This window comes from Streptococcus sp. SM5 (assembly GCF_027497975.1).
The window spans coordinates 72,508-90,607 of sequence record NZ_JAJNSC010000012.1 but is presented as its reverse complement, the minus strand read 5'-3'; the positions used below and the strand labels follow the sequence as shown (position 1 = coordinate 90,607).

15 protein-coding genes and 3 tRNA genes are annotated in these 18,100 nt (G+C 34.4%); 13 read left to right on the top strand and 5 right to left on the bottom strand.

Annotated features, from left to right (window positions below; translation table 11 throughout):
- Positions 1-37 precede the first annotated feature (37 nt).
- Positions 38-1,222, bottom strand: a complete 1,185-nt coding sequence (locus PAN07_RS10285) for a trypsin-like peptidase domain-containing protein (RefSeq protein ID WP_269797898.1) — start codon at positions 1,220-1,222, stop codon at positions 38-40.
- A gap of 185 nt (positions 1,223-1,407) precedes the next feature.
- Between PAN07_RS10285 and rlmH the strand changes: the two genes are divergently transcribed.
- The 6 genes from rlmH to PAN07_RS10255 all read left to right on the top strand — a co-directional run bounded on the left by rlmH (position 1,408) and on the right by PAN07_RS10255 (position 4,441).
- On the top strand, positions 1,408-1,887 hold the full coding sequence (gene rlmH / locus PAN07_RS10280; RefSeq protein ID WP_269797897.1) for a 23S rRNA (pseudouridine(1915)-N(3))-methyltransferase RlmH: 480 nt from the start codon (positions 1,408-1,410) through the stop codon (positions 1,885-1,887).
- 41 nt (positions 1,888-1,928) lie between these two features.
- Positions 1,929-2,002: transfer RNA gene (locus PAN07_RS10275), tRNA-Arg, on the top strand.
- Positions 2,003-2,170: 168 nt separating this feature from the next.
- On the top strand, positions 2,171-3,490 hold the full coding sequence (locus tag PAN07_RS10270) for a GHKL domain-containing protein (protein WP_269797896.1): 1,320 nt from the start codon (positions 2,171-2,173) through the stop codon (positions 3,488-3,490).
- On the top strand, positions 3,487-4,239 hold the full coding sequence (comE, locus tag PAN07_RS10265) for a competence system response regulator transcription factor ComE (protein WP_075565225.1): 753 nt from the start codon (positions 3,487-3,489) through the stop codon (positions 4,237-4,239). The genes PAN07_RS10270 and comE overlap by 4 nt, the downstream gene beginning before the upstream one ends.
- 51 nt (positions 4,240-4,290) lie before the next feature.
- A tRNA-Glu gene (locus PAN07_RS10260) sits at positions 4,291-4,362 on the top strand.
- A gap of 5 nt (positions 4,363-4,367) precedes the next feature.
- A tRNA-Asn gene (locus tag PAN07_RS10255) sits at positions 4,368-4,441 on the top strand.
- Between the two features lie 39 nt (positions 4,442-4,480).
- On the opposite strand, the gene PAN07_RS10250 is transcribed toward PAN07_RS10255, so the two are convergent.
- The gene (locus PAN07_RS10250; protein WP_269797895.1) at positions 4,481-5,023 is read right to left on the bottom strand and encodes a TetR/AcrR family transcriptional regulator; all 543 of its coding nucleotides are present in this window, start codon (positions 5,021-5,023) and stop codon (positions 4,481-4,483) included.
- Between the two features lie 128 nt (positions 5,024-5,151).
- On the opposite strand from PAN07_RS10250, the gene PAN07_RS10245 reads away from it, so the two are divergent.
- Positions 5,152-7,794, top strand: a complete 2,643-nt coding sequence (locus PAN07_RS10245) for a YhgE/Pip domain-containing protein (protein WP_269797894.1) — start codon at positions 5,152-5,154, stop codon at positions 7,792-7,794.
- Positions 7,795-7,986: 192 nt separating this feature from the next.
- Here PAN07_RS10245 and PAN07_RS10240 read toward each other — a convergent pair whose 3' ends face one another.
- Entirely contained in the window at positions 7,987-9,609 is a 1,623-nt protein-coding gene (locus PAN07_RS10240; RefSeq protein WP_269797893.1) for an ATP-binding cassette domain-containing protein, read from the bottom strand.
- Positions 9,610-9,804: 195 nt separating this feature from the next.
- Between PAN07_RS10240 and trpS the strand changes: the two genes are divergently transcribed.
- The gene (gene trpS, locus PAN07_RS10235; RefSeq protein WP_269797892.1) at positions 9,805-10,830 is read left to right on the top strand and encodes a tryptophan--tRNA ligase; all 1,026 of its coding nucleotides are present in this window, start codon (positions 9,805-9,807) and stop codon (positions 10,828-10,830) included.
- Positions 10,831-10,992: 162 nt separating this feature from the next.
- On the top strand, positions 10,993-12,471 hold the full coding sequence (gene guaB / locus PAN07_RS10230; protein ID WP_269797891.1) for an IMP dehydrogenase: 1,479 nt from the start codon (positions 10,993-10,995) through the stop codon (positions 12,469-12,471).
- A gap of 65 nt (positions 12,472-12,536) precedes the next feature.
- On the opposite strand, the gene recF is transcribed toward guaB, so the two are convergent.
- Both recF and yaaA read right to left on the bottom strand, forming a co-directional pair.
- Complete coding sequence (recF, locus tag PAN07_RS10225) at positions 12,537-13,628, bottom strand: DNA replication/repair protein RecF (protein ID WP_269797890.1); 1,092 nt, start codon at positions 13,626-13,628, stop codon at positions 12,537-12,539.
- Between the two features lie 2 nt (positions 13,629-13,630).
- Positions 13,631-13,990 carry a S4 domain-containing protein YaaA gene (gene yaaA, locus PAN07_RS10220; RefSeq protein ID WP_269797889.1) on the bottom strand — a complete coding sequence of 120 codons (360 nt, stop codon included), beginning with the start codon at positions 13,988-13,990 and terminating at the stop codon, positions 13,631-13,633.
- A gap of 161 nt (positions 13,991-14,151) precedes the next feature.
- On the opposite strand from yaaA, the gene PAN07_RS10215 reads away from it, so the two are divergent.
- Genes PAN07_RS10215 through pgsA form a run of 4 tightly spaced genes read left to right on the top strand, consistent with a single transcriptional unit; the run spans position 14,152 to position 18,100 of the window.
- Positions 14,152-15,402 (top strand): pitrilysin family protein, encoded by a 1,251-nt coding sequence (locus PAN07_RS10215; protein ID WP_269797888.1) that lies wholly within the window; start codon positions 14,152-14,154, stop codon positions 15,400-15,402.
- Positions 15,399-16,682, top strand: coding sequence for a pitrilysin family protein (locus tag PAN07_RS10210; RefSeq protein WP_269797887.1), 1,284 nt, complete (start codon positions 15,399-15,401; stop codon positions 16,680-16,682). The genes PAN07_RS10215 and PAN07_RS10210 overlap by 4 nt, the downstream gene beginning before the upstream one ends.
- Before the next feature lie 39 nt (positions 16,683-16,721).
- On the top strand, positions 16,722-17,549 hold the full coding sequence (rodZ, locus tag PAN07_RS10205; RefSeq protein ID WP_269797886.1) for a cytoskeleton protein RodZ: 828 nt from the start codon (positions 16,722-16,724) through the stop codon (positions 17,547-17,549).
- Positions 17,550-17,560: 11 nt separating this feature from the next.
- The gene (pgsA, locus tag PAN07_RS10200; protein WP_269797885.1) at positions 17,561-18,100 is read left to right on the top strand and encodes a CDP-diacylglycerol--glycerol-3-phosphate 3-phosphatidyltransferase; all 540 of its coding nucleotides are present in this window, start codon (positions 17,561-17,563) and stop codon (positions 18,098-18,100) included.

Sequence of the window (18,100 nt, the reverse complement as noted above, 5' to 3'; positions counted from 1 at the left end):
TTCGATATTCTGTAAAGTAGCTTTACATTCATGTAAACTAATAATTTAAATCATTTGTACTCTTATCTAATTTGATTGTTGTTGTCTCTTCTTTACCATTACGATAGTAAGTTATCGTTATTTCATCTCCAACAGAGTGACTGTAAAGCGCATTTTGCAATTCTGTAGCAGATGCAATAGGATTACCGTCGACTTTAGTGATGACATCATATTTTTCTAAGTGTCCGTTTGCTGGCATATTAGGTTGAACAGAACGAACAGCTACTCCAGAAGTAATATTATCAGGGAGTTTTAATTTTTGAAGGTCAGTTGTGCTTAGATTTGATAAGTTGACCATTTGGATTCCAAGAGCTGGTCGAGTTACTTTTCCGTTTTTCTCCAACTGTTCTATGATTTTGATAGCATCATTTGAAGGGATAGCAAATCCTAGACCTTCTACAGAAGTTCCACCATTGGTAGCAATTTTACTTGATGTAATTCCAATAACTTGTCCTTGAATATTGATTAAAGGACCACCTGAGTTACCAGGGTTGATAGCTGTATCAGTTTGTATAGCTTTAGTAGAAATAGCTTGACCATCTTCAGATTTTAAAGAAACAGTTCTATTCAAACTAGATACAATTCCTTGAGTAACAGTATTTGCATACTCTGAACCTAAAGGACTACCGATTGCGATAGCTGTCTCTCCAACAGTTAATTGACTTGAGTCTCCGAATTCAGCTACTGCAGAAACCTTTTCTGAAGAAATTTTAACAACGGCTATATCAGAATAAGTATCAGTTCCTACAATTTCTCCTGGTACTTTTGTTCCGTCAGCCAAACGAATATCAACTTTGTTAGCTCCATTAATAACGTGAGTATTAGTAACGATATAGGCGTATTCTCCATCTTTTTTATAGATAACACCAGATCCTTGACTGGAAACTTGTTCAGTATTTGTGTCTGTATCAGATTCACCATATCCAAACAGACTATTTTGAGAGTTTGCTGAGTAGGTGATAATCGATACCACAGCATCTTTAACTTTATCTACTGCCTTAGTAGTTGAATTCTCATTTTTAACTGAAGTTTGAGTGATTGTTGTACTATTCTGTGTATTAGTTTCCTGTTTTTGGTTTAGCTGAAGAATAGTCAAACTACCCAATACACCACTAAAAAAGCTAATGAGAATAATTAGTAAAAGTTGTCCGATTTTTTTTGAAACATTTTGTATTGTTTTCATATATTCCTCCATATTTTAATCATTGTTTAAAGTATAAAATTGTTAACTTAATTCAAACTTAAAAAAAATTATATTTTCAACAATCTGTGGATAACTGTGGGAAATATGTGAATTTCTTGAAGATTTTAGTTCTTTTACTTGTGTATAAGATGTGAAATATGATTTGAATGTGGTAGAATATAAGAATGAAAATTAAAATTGTAACAGTAGGAAAACTGAAAGAAAAATACCTTAAAGACGGGATTGCTGAATATTCAAAAAGACTTTCGCGATTTGCGAATTTAGAAATGATTGAACTTGCTGATGAAAAAACACCAGATCGTGCAAGTGATTCTGAAAATCAGAAGATTTTAGAGTTAGAAGGAACTAGAATTCTTTCTAAAATTGGTGAGCGAGATTTTGTTATTGTACTAGCTATAGAAGGGAAAACTCTCTCTTCAGAAGAGTTTAGTAAACAATTGGAACAAGCACCTATCAATGGTTTTTCTACTTTAACCTTTGTCATTGGTGGGAGTTTAGGTCTCTCTCCTCAAGTAAAAAAGCGTGCTAATCTATCTATTAGCTTTGGCCGTTTGACTCTTCCCCATCAATTAATGAGATTAGTCTTGGTTGAACAAATTTACCGTGCCTTTACTATCCAGCAAGGCTCTCCCTATCATAAATAGGATTGACTAACCTAGATTTTTCTGATAATATAGACTAGTGAGGTCTCATAGCTCAGCTGGATAGAGCATTCGCCTTCTAAGCGAACGGTCGCAGGTTCGAATCCTGCTGGGATCAATACATACAATTTTAAGCTGGGTTTTCCCAGCTTTTTTTGTAAAAAATACATTTCAGGCACAAAAAAGTGCAGTTGAGAATGAATGGTTCTAAAATAGAATTCATTTTGTATAATAGATTTGTAAGTTCATTTACAAGTAAAAATAGAAAACATTATAGGGAGATATAATGGATTTATTGAAAATACTTATAGTTATTCTTCATATTCTTATTCTGTCAAATAGCTATGAACTCATTTGTAAGGCAACAAAAAAAGAAAAATATCTGTTTGTTTTTGGAGTATTTATAGCACAGTCTATAGTTGAAATTCTATTCTATTTCTTTTCCTTTCATGGATTAGGAATGGAAAAAATTTCATTTACTTGTATGATATTTGTTTATCTAATAGGATTCAAGAAATATCATAAGTACAAGGCTATTTTTATCGGCCTACTACTGTCTTTACTATATCAAAGCACTCATACTTTTATAGCAGTAATCATATCCTCTATAACAGGTGTTTCTTTCGTAACCAAATATGAAGATTTCTTTTTTGTAGTAGTTTTATTACTGACTTATTTTGTAGTAAAAAAAATTATTATTTATTTCCACTTGGAGCTCAATTATTTTGATAAAGATTACCTCTATTCATTTTTTAAAAAGGTCATCTTTGCTTTCTTTGCTTTACATATTCTACTATTCATTTCAGATATGGTGAATATTCATGAACATTTTAATAGTTTTAGTAGTATTCTAGCAACAATTGTCTTTATTTGTTTATTACTAATTTTCTTTGCAATGAATGCCAATAAGGTTCAAGTTGAGAGGGAAATTGCTCTAAATCAGAAAAAATTTGAACAGGAATATTTACAGAATTATACTGATGAAATTGTTTCACTTTACAATGAGATTCGAGGGTTTAGACATGACTATGCAGGAATGATGGTTAGTATGCAAACTGCAATTGACAGTAAAGATTTACAAGAAATTGACAGGATTTACAACGAAGTATTTGTTAAAGCCAACCATAAACTTAGATCAGATAAGTATACTTATTTTGATCTAAATAATCTTGAAGATTCTGCTCTTAGAAGTGTAATTGCTCAGTCTATTGCCAATGCAAGAGTTCATGATATAGAGTATACTCTGGAGGTAAAAGATATCATTTCACCACTAGCAATGGAATTATTAGATTTAGTTCGTGTCATGAGTATTTTACTTAATAATGCTGTTGAAGGTGCACTAGAAAGCTATAGAAAACAAATGGAAGTAGCTGTCATTAAATTAGACTCTGAAATATTGATTGTTATCCAAAATTCTCGCAAAAATAGATCAATCAAGCCGGAAGAAATATTTAACATTGGATATTCTACAAAAGGTATAAATAGAGGAATAGGTCTTAATAATGTTAAGGAAATACTAGAAAAATATGACGATGTTATTTTAGAAACAGAAATTGATGATGAACGATTTAAACAAATTATTAGATTTAAGAGGAATATAATATGAAAGTATTAATTTTAGAAGACATTATAGAACATCAGGTAAGATTGGAAAAAACTTTGAATGAGATTTCCAAAGAAATGAATATTCCTATATCATATAAAACAACAGGAAAAGTTAGAGAATTTATGGAATATGTTGAAAACGAAGAAGTGAATCAGCTGTATTTTTTAGATATCGATATTAATGGAATTGAGAAAAAAGGATTTGAAGTAGCCCAGTTTATTCGTCATCGTAACCCTTATGCGATTATCGTTTTTATAACGAGTCGCTCTGAATTTGCAACACTAACTTACAAATACAAAGTATCTGCTTTAGATTTTATTGATAAGGACATCAATGATCGTTTATTTAAAGAACGAGTTGCGGAGTGTATTGTGTATACTAAAAGTACACTATTAGAGAATCAATCCGTAGTTGATTATTTTGAATATAGTTTTAAAGGAAATGACATTTGTCTTCCTTACCATGATATTTTATATATCGAAACAACCGGGACTTCCCATAAATTAAGGATTATTGGTAAGAATTTTTCAAAAGAGTTTTATGGAACAATAACAGATATTCAAGAAAAAGATAAGGAATCTCAACGTTTCTATTTAGCTCATAAATCATTTTTAGTGAATGTTGGAAATATTAAAGATATAGATCGTAAGACTATGGAAGTTGTTTTTTACGAAGAACATCGTTGTCCTATTTCACGTTTAAAAACGAAAAAACTCAAACAGATTTTAACTGAAAAGACTAAAAAATAATTGACAATTTTTCATTTATTGATATAATGGTTATATCTGTTAAAGATAAATGGTCCGTTGGTCAAGGGGTTAAGACACCGCCTTTTCACGGCGGTAACACGGGTTCGAATCCCGTACGGACTATTTTATCCGCCATAGCTCAGTTGGTAGTAGCGCATGACTGTTAATCATGATGTCGTAGGTTCGAGTCCTACTGGCGGAGTTAAACAAAAAGAACACCATTGGTGTTCTTTTTTTGTCTCTAATTTGCATCTCCCAACATTTTCATAAGAAAGTTTGTCATTTCTTGAGGACTTTCTTTTTTTCCATGAGCAATCCAGGTTTGGCATACACCAAATAGTGCGTTTGTTAGATAAATACTGCTATACTCTAACTCAATATTGTTTAAATTTAATTGCATAAAGCGTTTTTGGAGGTCAGTGCTAAGCATAATGTGAAGTTTATTTCTCAGGAAGTTTTGTATCTCTTTTGTACCATTTTCAGATAGAAGAGCAGCTAGTAAAGGTTCAGACTCTAAGTATTCAAACACTTCTAGAATAGCATCTCTTTTATGATTTGCGTGTTTTTGAAAAATGTACTCAAAAGTATGAAATAGCTTACTTTGGTAGTGTTCAATCATGTCATACTTATCTTTGTAATGAGTATAAAAACTAGAACGACTAATTCCGGCTTTTTCTGCCAGTTTAATGGTGCTAATTTGATCAAATGGTTGTTCCATTAATAATTGAACCATGGCGTTCTCGATAGTACGTTTGGTTTTTAAGCGTTTGTTGCTCTCTTTCATAGTTCCTCCTTTTGAACAAAAATAGACGTAGTGTCTAAAAATGATGATTTTGACTTGTAAATCAGATTTTTTAATGTATAATCTATTATATCAAAATTTTAGACAATATGTTTAAAAAAGGAGACAATATGTTTAAAGAATGGAAAGCAATTTTTAAAAAACCAACCTTTATCATTGTAATGATAGGGATTTCTCTTATTCCTGCCTTATACAACATCATATTTTTATCATCTATGTGGGATCCATATGGCCAATTATCTGAGTTGCCTGTAGCGGTCGTTAATAATGATAAAGAAGCGTCTTACAATGGAAATACAATGAGCATTGGAAAAGACATGGTGTCTAATTTAGAAAACAATAAATCCTTGGATTTTCATTTTGTAAATGAGGAAGAAGGAAAAAAAGGACTAGAGAATGGCGATTACTATATGGTAGTGACTTTGCCAAGTGATTTGTCTGAAAAGGCTGCTTCTATTTTAACAGATCACCCAGAACAAATGAATATTGACTATCAAACTTCTAGTGGACATAGCTTCATTGCAAGTAAGATGAGTGATTCTGCCATGACACAGTTGAAACAGAATGTTTCTGCTAATGTAACCGAATCCTATACGAAAGCTTTATTTCAAAAGATGGGTGATTTAAAATCCGGTTTAACGAAGGCAGCCGATGGAAGTGAACAATTGGCTAACGGGGCCAGTCAGTTAGCTGTAGGAAGTCAGACATTGACTACTAACCTACACTCTTTAGCAGATTCAAGTTTAACATTTTCAAATGGAACGGAGCAGTTTACTAAAGGATTATCCTCTTATGTTTCTGGTGTTGAACAACTTCATCTTAGCTTAGGGACTTTTAATAGTGGTTTAGTTACATATACTGGTGCAGTAAGTAAATTAGATAGCGGATTAGGTCAATTAGCTTCTAAAAGTCCTGAATTAGTAGGAGGAATCAATCAATTATATACTGGTGTAGAGGCCTATACTGGCGGTGTTTCTCAGCTCAATACTGGTCTTAATCAATTTTCATCTGGTGTTAGTGCCTATACAAATGGAGTGGAAAATCTTGCAACAGGTGCAAATCAGTTATCTAGTCAATCAGCTACACTTCGAATGGGTGTGGAGCAATTAAGTGAAGGGATTCAACAACTTTCTAGCAAGTTAGATACTTCGTCTGAGCAAAAAGATCAAATTAATCAATTATCTTCTGGTCTAAATCAGTTAAATCAAGCCATTCAAAATATTGATGTTGGAGATACAGAACAATTATCTTCTGTTTTATCAAGTATGGTTTCTCTTTCTAATCAAATGCTAGCAAGTGCTCAGTCTGAAAAAGCAACTACATTAGCCAATATTCAATCGACAGCAGCTTATCAATCATTGACAAGTGAGCAACAAGCTGAGATAAGCGCTTCTGTATCTCAAAATTCGACTGATAGTATTCAATCGGCTCAGTCAATTATAGCTTTAGTACAAGGTTTACAGGGAAGTTTAGAAAACTTACAAAATCAATCTTCAAATCTTTCGACATTAAAAAATCAAGCCAATCAAGTATTACCGCTTGCTTCTAGTTCTTTGACAGGATTGTCAAGTGGATTAACAGAAATGCAGGGAGCAGTGACGAGTAAATTAGTTCCTGCTAGTCAGTCTATTGCATCAGGTGTAAATGCATATACTGCAGGTGTTGATAAAGTTTCTCAGGGCGCAAGTCAACTAAGTGAAAAAAATTCCACCTTGACAGGTAGTTTGGATCAACTAGTTTCAGGCTCAACTACCTTGACACAAAAATCTTCTAGCTTGACAGCAGGAGTTGGTCAATTAGTTGAAAAAACTCCAGAATTAGTATCTGGTATTGAAAAATTATCAACTGGCTCTAACCAATTGAATCAAAAGAGTCAAGAATTAATGGCAGGAGTTGATAAATTACAATCAGGATCTGGTCAATTAGCAGACAAATCCAGTCAGTTACTTTCAGGTGCTTCTCAATTAGAGAATGGAGCTAATAAATTGGCAGATGGATCTGAGAAACTTGCAGAAGGTGGAACAAAGTTAACTTCTGGATTGGAAGATTTACAGGCAGGAGTTGCTTCTTTAGGACAAGGACTAGCTAATGCTAGTGATCAACTCAAATCAGCATCAACAGAGTCAAAAAATGCAGAAACATTAGCGGAACCCTTAAGTCTTTCAAAGACAGATAATGATCAGGTTCCTGTAAATGGGATTGCAATGGCTCCTTACATGATATCAGTTGCACTTTTTGTTGCAGCATTATCAACAAATATGATTTTTGCTAAGTTACCTTCAGGTCGTCATCCTGAAAGTCGCTGGGCTTGGTTCAAATCTCGCTTTGAGATAAATGGAGTTATAGCTGTTTTAGCCGCTGTCTTAGTCTATGGTGGCGTTCATCTTATTGGTCTAACAGCAAATCATGAAATGAGAACCTTGTTCTTAATTATTATCGCAAGCTTAACATTTATGTCTATGGTAACTGCATTAACAACATGGAATAGTCGTTTGGGTGCTTTCTTCTCTCTAATATTGCTATTATTACAATTAGCTTCGAGTGCAGGAACCTATCCACTTGCTTTGACAAATGATTTCTTTAAAGCTGTTAATCCTTGGTTACCAATGAGTTATTCAGTTTCAGGATTGAGACAAACCATTTCTATGACAGGAAATATTCATCATCAGATAATTTTCCTTCTCGTAACTTTGGTTTTATTCATAGGATTAGGCATGCTAGCTTATCAACCTAAAAAAATGGATGAAGATTAAAAAAATCGACCAATTTGGTCGATTTTTTATGTGCATGAATCTTGTCAAGAATTTATAAATCTAATAATAGAATGTTTCACGTGAAACAATGAATATGTTGAATAGAATCAGATTGACAGAACTATCAACTAAAAATTCATAAGAAATAAAAAAACTCAGTTGGGAGCCCAACTGAGTTTTTTTAAATTCTACCTAATCTTTCCAAAGTTCTTTGACTTTTGCTTGAACTTCAGCATTTTCTAAGAATTCATCATAGGTTTCATCAATACGATCGATGACGCCGTTTTTAGATAAGACAATAATGTGGTTAGCCAAAGTTTGAATAAACTCATGGTCGTGACTGGCAAAGATGATGGACTCTTTAAAGTTTTTCAATCCATCGTTCAAGCTTGAGATTGATTCCAAGTCTAAGTGATTTGTAGGATCGTCAAGTACAAGAACGTTTGATTTTAAAAGCATGAGTTTTGAGAGCATCACGCGCACTTTTTCTCCCCCTGACAAGACGTTTACAGGTTTGTTAACTTCGTCTCCAGAGAAGAGCATACGGCCTAGGAAACCACGTAGGAAGGTATTGTCATCTTCTTCTTTACTTGCAAATTGACGTAACCAGTCAAGGATAGATTCACTGCCAGCAAAATCAGCTGAATTGTCTTTTGGCAAGTAAGAGCGACTAGTTGTAACTCCCCACTTGACAGTCCCTTCATAGTCAATTTCACCCATAATGGCGCGGATCAAAGCAGTGGTTTGGATGTCGTTTTGTCCGATAAGAGCTGTTTTATCACCTGGACGCAAGATAAAGCTGATGTTGTCAAGAATAGTTTCACCGTCAATCTTTACAGATAAGTTCTCTACTGTCAAGAGATCATTACCAATTTCACGTTCTGCTTTAAAGTTGATAAATGGATATTTACGACTTGACGGAATAATTTCTTCTAAGACAATCTTGTCAAGCATCTTTTTACGTGAAGTAGCCTGTTTAGATTTAGATGCGTTAGCAGAGAACCGAGCAACGAATTCTTGGAGTTGTTTAATTTTCTCTTCTGCTTTAGCATTTCTGTCTGCTAGCAATTTAGCAGCGAGCTCAGAAGATTCCTTCCAGAAGTCGTAGTTTCCGACATAGAGTTTAATTTTACCAAAGTCAAGGTCAGCCATGTGGGTACATACTTTATTTAAGAAGTGACGGTCATGGGATACGACAATAACTGTGTTATCAAAATCAATTAGGAAATCTTCTAGCCAGGTAATAGATTGAATATCAAGACCGTTGGTTGGCTCGTCCAAAAGAAGGACGTCTGGTTTACCAAATAGGGCTTTAGCAAGGAGAACCTTCACCTTGTCACCATTAGTAAGTTCGCTCATATTTTGGTAATGAAGTTCTTCTGGGATGTTAAGGTTTTGTAGGAGTTGTGAAGCTTCACTTTCTGCTTCCCAACCCCCTAGTTCAGCAAATTCTCCCTCAAGTTCAGCTGCGCGTACTCCATCTTCATCGGAAAAATCTTCCTTCATGTAGATAGCATCTTTTTCTTTCATAATGTTGTATAGTTTTTCATTTCCCATGATAACAACATCAATCGCACGCTCATCTTCGTAGTCGAAGTGGTTCTGACGAAGAACTGAGAGACGTTCGTTTGGTCCAAGAGAGATATGACCTGTTGTTGGTTCGATATCACCAGCTAAGATTTTTAAAAATGTTGATTTTCCCGCACCGTTAGCACCGATCAAACCATATGTATTTCCCTCTGTAAATTTGATGTTGACATCATCAAAAAGTTTGCGGTCACTAAAACGTAGTGAGACATTCGATACTGTAAGCAATGTTTTTCTCCTATAATATGTAATATATTTATTCTACTAGAAAAGGGAGAAATATTCAAATTTTTGTTTGTCAATTTTATGTCAATTAAGTTTACAGATTCATTGACACAAACCTAGTTGTTTGATTTTAAAATTTATCTGTCTTTTTATTAAAAAAATGCTATAATTGAAAGGACCATATCAAAGGAGAATAAGATGAATAAACCCATTATTTTAACAGGAGATCGACCAACTGGGAGATTACATATTGGGCACTACGTTGGGAGCTTAAAGAACCGTGTCTTACTACAAGAAGAAAATAAATATGACATGTTTGTATTTTTAGCTGATCAGCAAGCTTTAACTGACCATGCAAAGGATCCACAAACAATTGTAGAGTCTATTGGGAATGTGGCCTTGGACTATCTTGCAGTGGGATTAGATCCTAAGAAATCAACAATTTTTATTCAGAGTCAGATACCAGAATTAGCAGAACTTTCTATGTATTATATGAATTTGGTGTCTTTAGCTCGTTTGGAACGAAACCCAACCGTCAAGACTGAAATTGCTCAGAAAGGCTTTGGAGAAAGTATTCCAACTGGATTTTTAGTTTATCCAGTTGCGCAAGCAGCAGATATTACAGCATTTAAGGCTAACTTGGTTCCAGTAGGGAATGATCAAAAGCCGATGATTGAACAAACACGTGAAATTGTGCGTTCTTTCAACCATGCCTATAACTGTGATGTTTTAGTAGAACCAGAAGGAATTTACCCTGAGCACGAAGGTGCGGGACGTTTACCAGGTCTTGATGGTAATGCCAAAATGTCGAAATCACTTAATAATGGAATTTATCTAGCTGATGATGCAGATACTTTGCGTAAAAAAGTAATGAGTATGTATACAGATCCAGACCATATTCGTGTTGAGGATCCAGGTAAGATTGAAGGAAATATGGTTTTCCATTACTTGGACGTATTCGGTCGACCTGAGGATGCTCAAGAAATTGCTGAAATGAAGGAACATTATCAACGTGGAGGCCTTGGTGATGTTAAGACTAAACGTTACCTACTTGAAATCCTAGAACGTGAACTTGGTCCAATCCGTGAACGTCGCCTAGAATATGCTAAAGATATGGGTGAGGTTTATAGTATGCTCCAAAAAGGTAGTGAAAAAGCTCGAGAAGTTGCTGGGCAAACACTATCAGAAGTAAAAGCTGCAATGGGTCTAAATTACTTTCACTAATGGATAAAATATGAATTATAAAACTATTTCTTCTTTAAAATAAGAGGGATAGTTTTTTATTTATTCTCTTATAAATTTAATTGACAAATTTTCATAGAATGGTATGATAGATACAATACAAAAAGCGTCTAGCTCAATAAAGAAAGAAAAGAGGAAACTTCAATGTCTAATTGGGACACTAAATTTTTGAAAAAAGGTTTTACCTTTGATGATGTATTGCTAATTCCAGCAGAGAGTCATGTGTTGCCTAATGATGCGGATTTAACAACAAAATTAGCAGATAATTTGACTTTAAATATCCCAATTATTACAGCTGCAATGGACACTGTAACAGAAAGCCAAATGGCCATTGCAATCGCGCGTGCAGGTGGACTCGGAGTTATCCATAAAAATATGTCTATCGAACAACAGGCAGATGAAGTTCGTAAGGTAAAACGTTCTGAAAATGGTGTTATCATTGATCCATTCTTCTTGACTCCGAAACATACAATCGCTGAAGCAGATGAACTCATGGGCCGTTACCGTATCAGTGGTGTTCCAGTGGTTGAAACTCTTGAAAATCGTAAGTTAATTGGTATTTTGACCAACCGAGATCTGCGTTTTATTTCTGACTACAATCAACCAATTTCAAAACACATGACTAGTGAAAACTTAGTTACTGCTCCGGTTGGTACAGACTTAAAAACTGCAGAGAGTATTCTTCAAGAACACCGTATTGAGAAATTACCTCTAGTTGATGATGAAGGACGTCTATCAGGTTTAATCACCATTAAAGATATTGAAAAAGTGATTGAGTTCCCAAATGCGGCAAAAGATGAATTCGGTCGTCTTTTAGTTGCTGGTGCGGTAGGTGTTACTTCTGACACATTTGAACGTGCAGAAGCCCTCTTTGAAGCAGGGGCGGATGCCATTGTCATCGATACAGCACACGGACACTCTGCAGGGGTTCTCCGTAAAATCGCTGAAATTCGTGCGCACTTTCCAGACCGTACATTGATTGCTGGGAACATCGCTACTGCTGAAGGAGCACGTGCTCTTTATGATGCAGGTGTTGACGTTGTTAAAGTCGGTATTGGCCCAGGTTCAATCTGTACAACTCGTGTTATTGCTGGTGTAGGAGTTCCTCAAGTAACAGCAATTTACGATGCAGCAGCAGTTGCGCGTGAATACGGAAAAACTATCATTGCTGACGGTGGTATTAAGTATTCTGGAGATATTGTAAAAGCTCTTGCGGCTGGCGGCAATGCAGTTATGCTAGGTTCAATGTTTGCAGGAACTGATGAAGCTCCTGGTGAGACTGAAATTTATCAGGGACGTAAGTTCAAGACATACCGTGGTATGGGTTCAATTGCAGCTATGAAAAAAGGGTCAAGTGATCGCTACTTCCAAGGTGCTGTAAATGAAGCTAACAAACTAGTTCCAGAAGGAATTGAAGGTCGTGTTGCTTATAAAGGTGCAGCAGCTGACATCGTCTTCCAAATGGTTGGTGGTATTCGCTCTGGTATGGGCTATTGTGGTGCAGCAAACCTTAAGGAGTTACATGACAATGCTCAGTTTATCGAAATGTCAGGGGCTGGCCTCAAAGAAAGTCATCCACATGATGTTCAAATTACTAATGAGGCACCAAATTACTCGTTATAGTAAAAAATTAAAAAATCTCCTAACTAAAATAGGAGATTTTTTGTTTATTTACAGATATGTAAATTTTAATTTACAGAGACTTGACCATTATTTACTTTAAAGATGCTAAGGTTGTCAGGTAAATTTTGAAGATGCTCTAAACTAGTAGTGGTAATAAAGGTTTGAATGTTGTGTGAAATGGTTTCTAATAATTTAAGTTGACGGTTGTTGTCAAGTTCGCTCATGACATCGTCAAGTAATAAAATAGGAGATTCCTGAGTGATACTTTCCATTAGTTCAATTTCTGCAAGTTTGATGGAAAGAACAAGACTACGGTGTTGTCCTTGACTACCGAAACTTGCTTCCATTCTATTAATGAAAAAAATCATGTCATCTCTATGAGGACCAACCCCAGTGTTCTTTTTAAAGATATCCCTTGATCTACTTTTCTTCAAACTTGATGTAAAACTGTCAACTAAGTCCACCTTGTCAATAAAGTTTACAGAAGATTGATACTTGATTGACAACTCTTCTAGCTGGTCTGATATTTCAAAATGTTTTTTTCGACCAAATGATTCAAGCTTTTTGATAAAGTCTAATCGATGAAGCATCACGCGACAACCATATTCTACTAACTGATCATCAAGAACTGATAGAAAGGTTTCGTCAATATTTTGTGTTGATTTTAAATAAGTATTTCTCTGTTTAAGTACATGATTATAACTTGACAAGTCTGACAAGTATATCGGTTTGATTTGACCCAGCTCCATATCTATAAATCTACGTCTAATGGCTGGTGCTCCTTTTACAAGCTGTAAATCTTCTGGTGCAAATAAGACAACATTCATATGTCCGATATAATCAGAAAGACGAGCTTGTTTTAAGTGATTCACTTTAGTGATGCGTCCTTTTGGAGTTAAGTCAATTTCAAGTGGTACTGTTGTAGTCCTTTTTTGTAGGATTCCAGACACCTGAAGATTCTCTTCTTCAAATTGGATGAGATTTTTGTCTGAATTGGTTCGATGACTACGTGTCAGGGATAGGAAGTAAATACTTTCAAGAAGATTCGTTTTTCCTTGAGCGTTTCGACCAACAAAAACGTTTAATTTAGGGTTAAACTCTATATTGGTATTATTGTAATTTCTAAATTGTTTGATGGATAAGTTTTTGAGCCACATACTTATCTACCTGGGAAACGTGGAGCAGTTTTATTTTGGGTTGGGTTAGTCTTTTTCGTTTTGACCTTCTTGTTCATTTCTTTGACAAGTTTAGCTACACGTTCTTTCTCAAGTTTTTCTAGTTTATACTCTTCTATTTCATCAATGCTAGGTTGGACTATACTGATGTGGAGTTGCATTTTGGGAATCTCGATAGAATCTCCAATTCGTATTTTTTTCCCTCGACGATTTTCTAATTCTCCGTTAAAATAAACGATATTCTCAGCTAAAAAGGATTTAATAGCCCCGCCACTTTGTATAATACCAAGCTCTTTCAAAAGTGCTTGGAGAGTGATAAATTCTTCAAATAATTTGTATTCCATAGTACACCTCGATCTTTGGTATTATATCATATTTTACTATAAATAACAGAGCGTGACCTTTTCTAAATTGAAATGGAATTTTATTGAAAAAGAAATAAAGAGAATAAGAAAATTTTCCTGTTTCGTGGTATAATAGAACTCTATGTATAAGGAGGTAAAATATGGAGTTGGTTCCAGGAATTGCAGTGCGTTTTATCCAATCTAAACAATTTAAAACTAATAAAATAACAGTGCGTTTCACAGCTCCATTGTCTCTTGAAACAATTTCAAGTCGCATGTTAATTGCAAGCATGTTGGAAACTGCCAATAAGTCTTTTCCAACTGCTCAACTTTTTAGAAAACATTTAGCAGGCTTGTATGGAACAGATTTGTCTTCTCATGCATACAGGAGAGGACAAAGTCATCTTGTAGATGTTAGTTTCACTTATGTAAGGGATGAATTTTTAAGCAAGAAAAATGTCTTAACTTCACAAATTTTAGATTTATTAAGTCAGATTCTATTTTCTCCCTTGACAGACGATGAAGGATTTGAAAAAAACACATTTGAGATTGAGAAAAAGCAGGTTTTAGCTAGATTAGAGTCAGAATTTGAAGATCCATTTTTCTTTGCTCACAAAGAACTAGATCATTTATATTTTGAAGATCCTTCTATGCAATTAGTTCCTGAGGATTTGATTACTAGAATATCAGAAGAATCTCCAAACACGAGTTTTACTAGCTTTCAAAAGATGCTTCAAGAAGATCGAATTGATATTTTCTTCTTAGGTGATTTTAATGAAATTGAGATTTTAGAATATATAAAACAAACACCCTTTACAGATCGTCAACGAACTGTAAATATTCAGTACCAGCAACCTTATTCGAACGTGATAAAAGAGAATCTTGTTCGAAAAAGTTTAGGACAATCAATCATAGAAATGGCTTATCATTGTTCTGTAGGGTACGGGGATGAACAACAGATGGCTATGATTGTTGTTAATGGTTTACTAGGAGCTTTTCCTCATTCTAAAATGTTTACGGTGATTCGAGAAAAAGAGGCTCTAGCTTATACTATTTCTAGCCATATAGATTTTTTTAGTGGATGTTTACGTTTATATGCTGGAATTGATCGTAATAATCGAAACAGAGTAAGAAAACTGATGAACCAACAATTGCAAGATATTAAAAATGGGAAATTTACAGATTTAGAGATTGATCAAACGAAAAAAATGATTAAGCGATCTTTGATGTTGGCTCAAGACAATCAAGATTCAATTTTAGATCGCACCTATTTGCGTCATTATTTTGGGAAAAAAGCTTTGGATATCCCTACCATGCTAGAGAAATTAGAGTTGATCGGAAAAAATGAGATTTGTGAGGCTGCAAGTAATCTAAAATTACAGGCCATTTACTTTATGGAAGGAGTAGAATGACAAAAGTTGAGTTTAACAAAAAATACTACCCTGCTATTAAGGAGACTCTATATCAAGTAACTTTAGAAAATGGATTGACAGTTTCTTTGTTACCTAAGAAGGATTACAAAGAGATTTACGGCGTTGTAAATGTTCATGTCGGATCGATTGACACAGAGTTTACAACACCTAGTAAAGAGTTTAAAACTTTTCCTCACGGAGTTGCACATTTTTTAGAGCACAAGTTATTTGAAAGAGAAAATGCGGGAGATATTATGGCGGCATTTACAGCATTGGGAGCTGAAAGCAACGCCTTTACAAGTTTTACACATACAAGTTATTTATTTTCTGCTACTGATCATGTTATTGAGTGTTTGGAATTACTCAAGGAGCTTGTAACTAAAATTAATATATCTGAAGAATCTGTTGAGCGAGAGAAAGATATTATTGAGCAAGAAAGAGAAATGTATTTAGATGATCCTGACTCATGTTTATTCTTTAGAACTTTGGCAAATCTTTATCCAGAAACACCTTTAGCAGCTGATATAGTTGGTACGGAAATGTCTATTCAGGAAATTTCGGTAAGTGATTTAGAGGAAAATTTCAGGTGGTTTTACACCCCTGTAAATACAAATATTTTTCTGGTAGGTAATTTTGAACTTGAAATCTTGAAAGAATATTTTCTTAAAAATTATAGAACTAGTGAAAGATTTGAAAAGATTGTTAAAAACAAGGTTGCTTTACACCCTGTAAATAAGATCGACAGCATTCGAATGGATGTTACCTCTCCAAAATTAGCAATTGGGCTACGTAGCAATTTAGATTTTGACAATAAAGATTGTTATCGTTATAGTATCTTGTTGAGAGCTCTATTTACAATGATGTTTGGCTGGACTTCACAAAGGTACCAAAATTTATATGAAACTGGTAAGATCGATTCGTCTTTATCTTTAGAAATTGAGATTAATAAACGTTTTAACTTCCTAATATTAACTATGGAAACCAAGGAACCTCTCGCCCTTTCTCATCTTTTTCGTAAAGCTATTCAGGAATTTGAAAGAGATAATGATATCTCAGAGGATCATTTAGATTTAGTTAAAAGTGAATTATATGGGGAATTTATTCATAATTTAAACTCTTTAGATTTTATTGCGACTCAGTATCAACCTTCTAAAGAGGGTTCAACCCTATTTGATTTACCTAAAATTATACAAGAAATGACTTTGGAAGATGTTCTTGAGGTTGGGCATCATTTTATTGATAATAGTGATATGGTAGATTTTACAATTTTACCATTATAGTAAACAATAAGAATATACTTGAAAGTAGGAGTGTTAAGTATGAGAAAAAAAACGATTGGTGAAGTCTTGCGGTTAGCTAGAATTAGCCAAGGTTTGAGTTTAGAGGAATTACAAAGAAAGACAGATATTCAACTAGATTTGTTAGAGGCATTGGAAACAGATAATTTTGATAAGTTACCAAATCTTTTTTATACGCGATCATTTTTAAGGAAATATGCTTGGGCTGTTGAACTTGACGAAAATATTATTCTAGATGCCTATGATTCTGGTAGCATGATTACATATGAAGAAGTCGATGTTGATGAGATTGAACTTTCAGGACGTAGACGTTCAAATCGAAAAAAACAATCTTATCTTCCTTTGTTCTATTTCCTTGTCTTTTCATTATCTATAATAGCTTTTGTGGTCTATTATGTCTGGAATTACATCCAAACACAACCCATAAAAACATCTGAAGCTAGTTATAGTGTTATTACAACGACTGTACCTGATTCTACTAGTGAAGTGACAAGTAGTAGTCAATCTACTACTGAAACAAGTGTTAATAAAACGTCTGCAGTGACGGTTTCTGGAGAAGGTGATACAATCTCAGTAGTATATAAAACTTCTAAAGAAACTGCCGAGCTTCAACTTTCTGTAAAAGATACTCAAAGTTGGGTGAGTGTTTCGGATACTGACTTGGCAGGAGGTGTTACTCTTGCTCCAGGTAACCAGACAGCCACAACTACAATTTCTAAAAAAACTCCCGTAACAATAACTTTAGGTGTTGTTAAAGGAGTAAGCTTGAAAATAGATAATCAAGAAATAGATACATCAAAATTAACCGGACAGACAGGATGGATAAGTTTGACTATTAGTCCAAATTAAGAAAGGTAAACATGAAAAAAGAGAATATTTCTAACATACTTACGATAGGTAGAATTTTATTTATACCCATTTTTATTCTTCTTCTATCATTTGGTGAGTCTCATTTATTACATGGAATAGCGGCCATTATTTTTTCAATCGCGAGTATAACGGATTATTTAGATGGGTATTTGGCTAGAAAATGGGGAGTTGTTAGCAATTTTGGCAAGTTTGCGGATCCTATGGCTGATAAATTATTGGTGATGTCTGCATTTATCATGTTGGTTGGTTTAAATATGGCTCCTGCTTGGGTTGTTGCTATAATTATTTGTCGAGAGCTTGCAGTTACAGGACTACGCTTGCTGCTGGTCGAGACAGGTGGTACAGTTCTAGCTGCTGCAATGCCAGGTAAAATTAAGACATTTAGTCAGATGTTTGCGATTATTTTCTTATTGTTTCATTGGAATTTTCTAGGGCAACTGACGCTGTATATAGCACTATTCTTTACAATCTATTCAGGATATGATTACTTTAAAGGAAGTGCCTATTTATTTAAAGGAACCTTTCGTTAA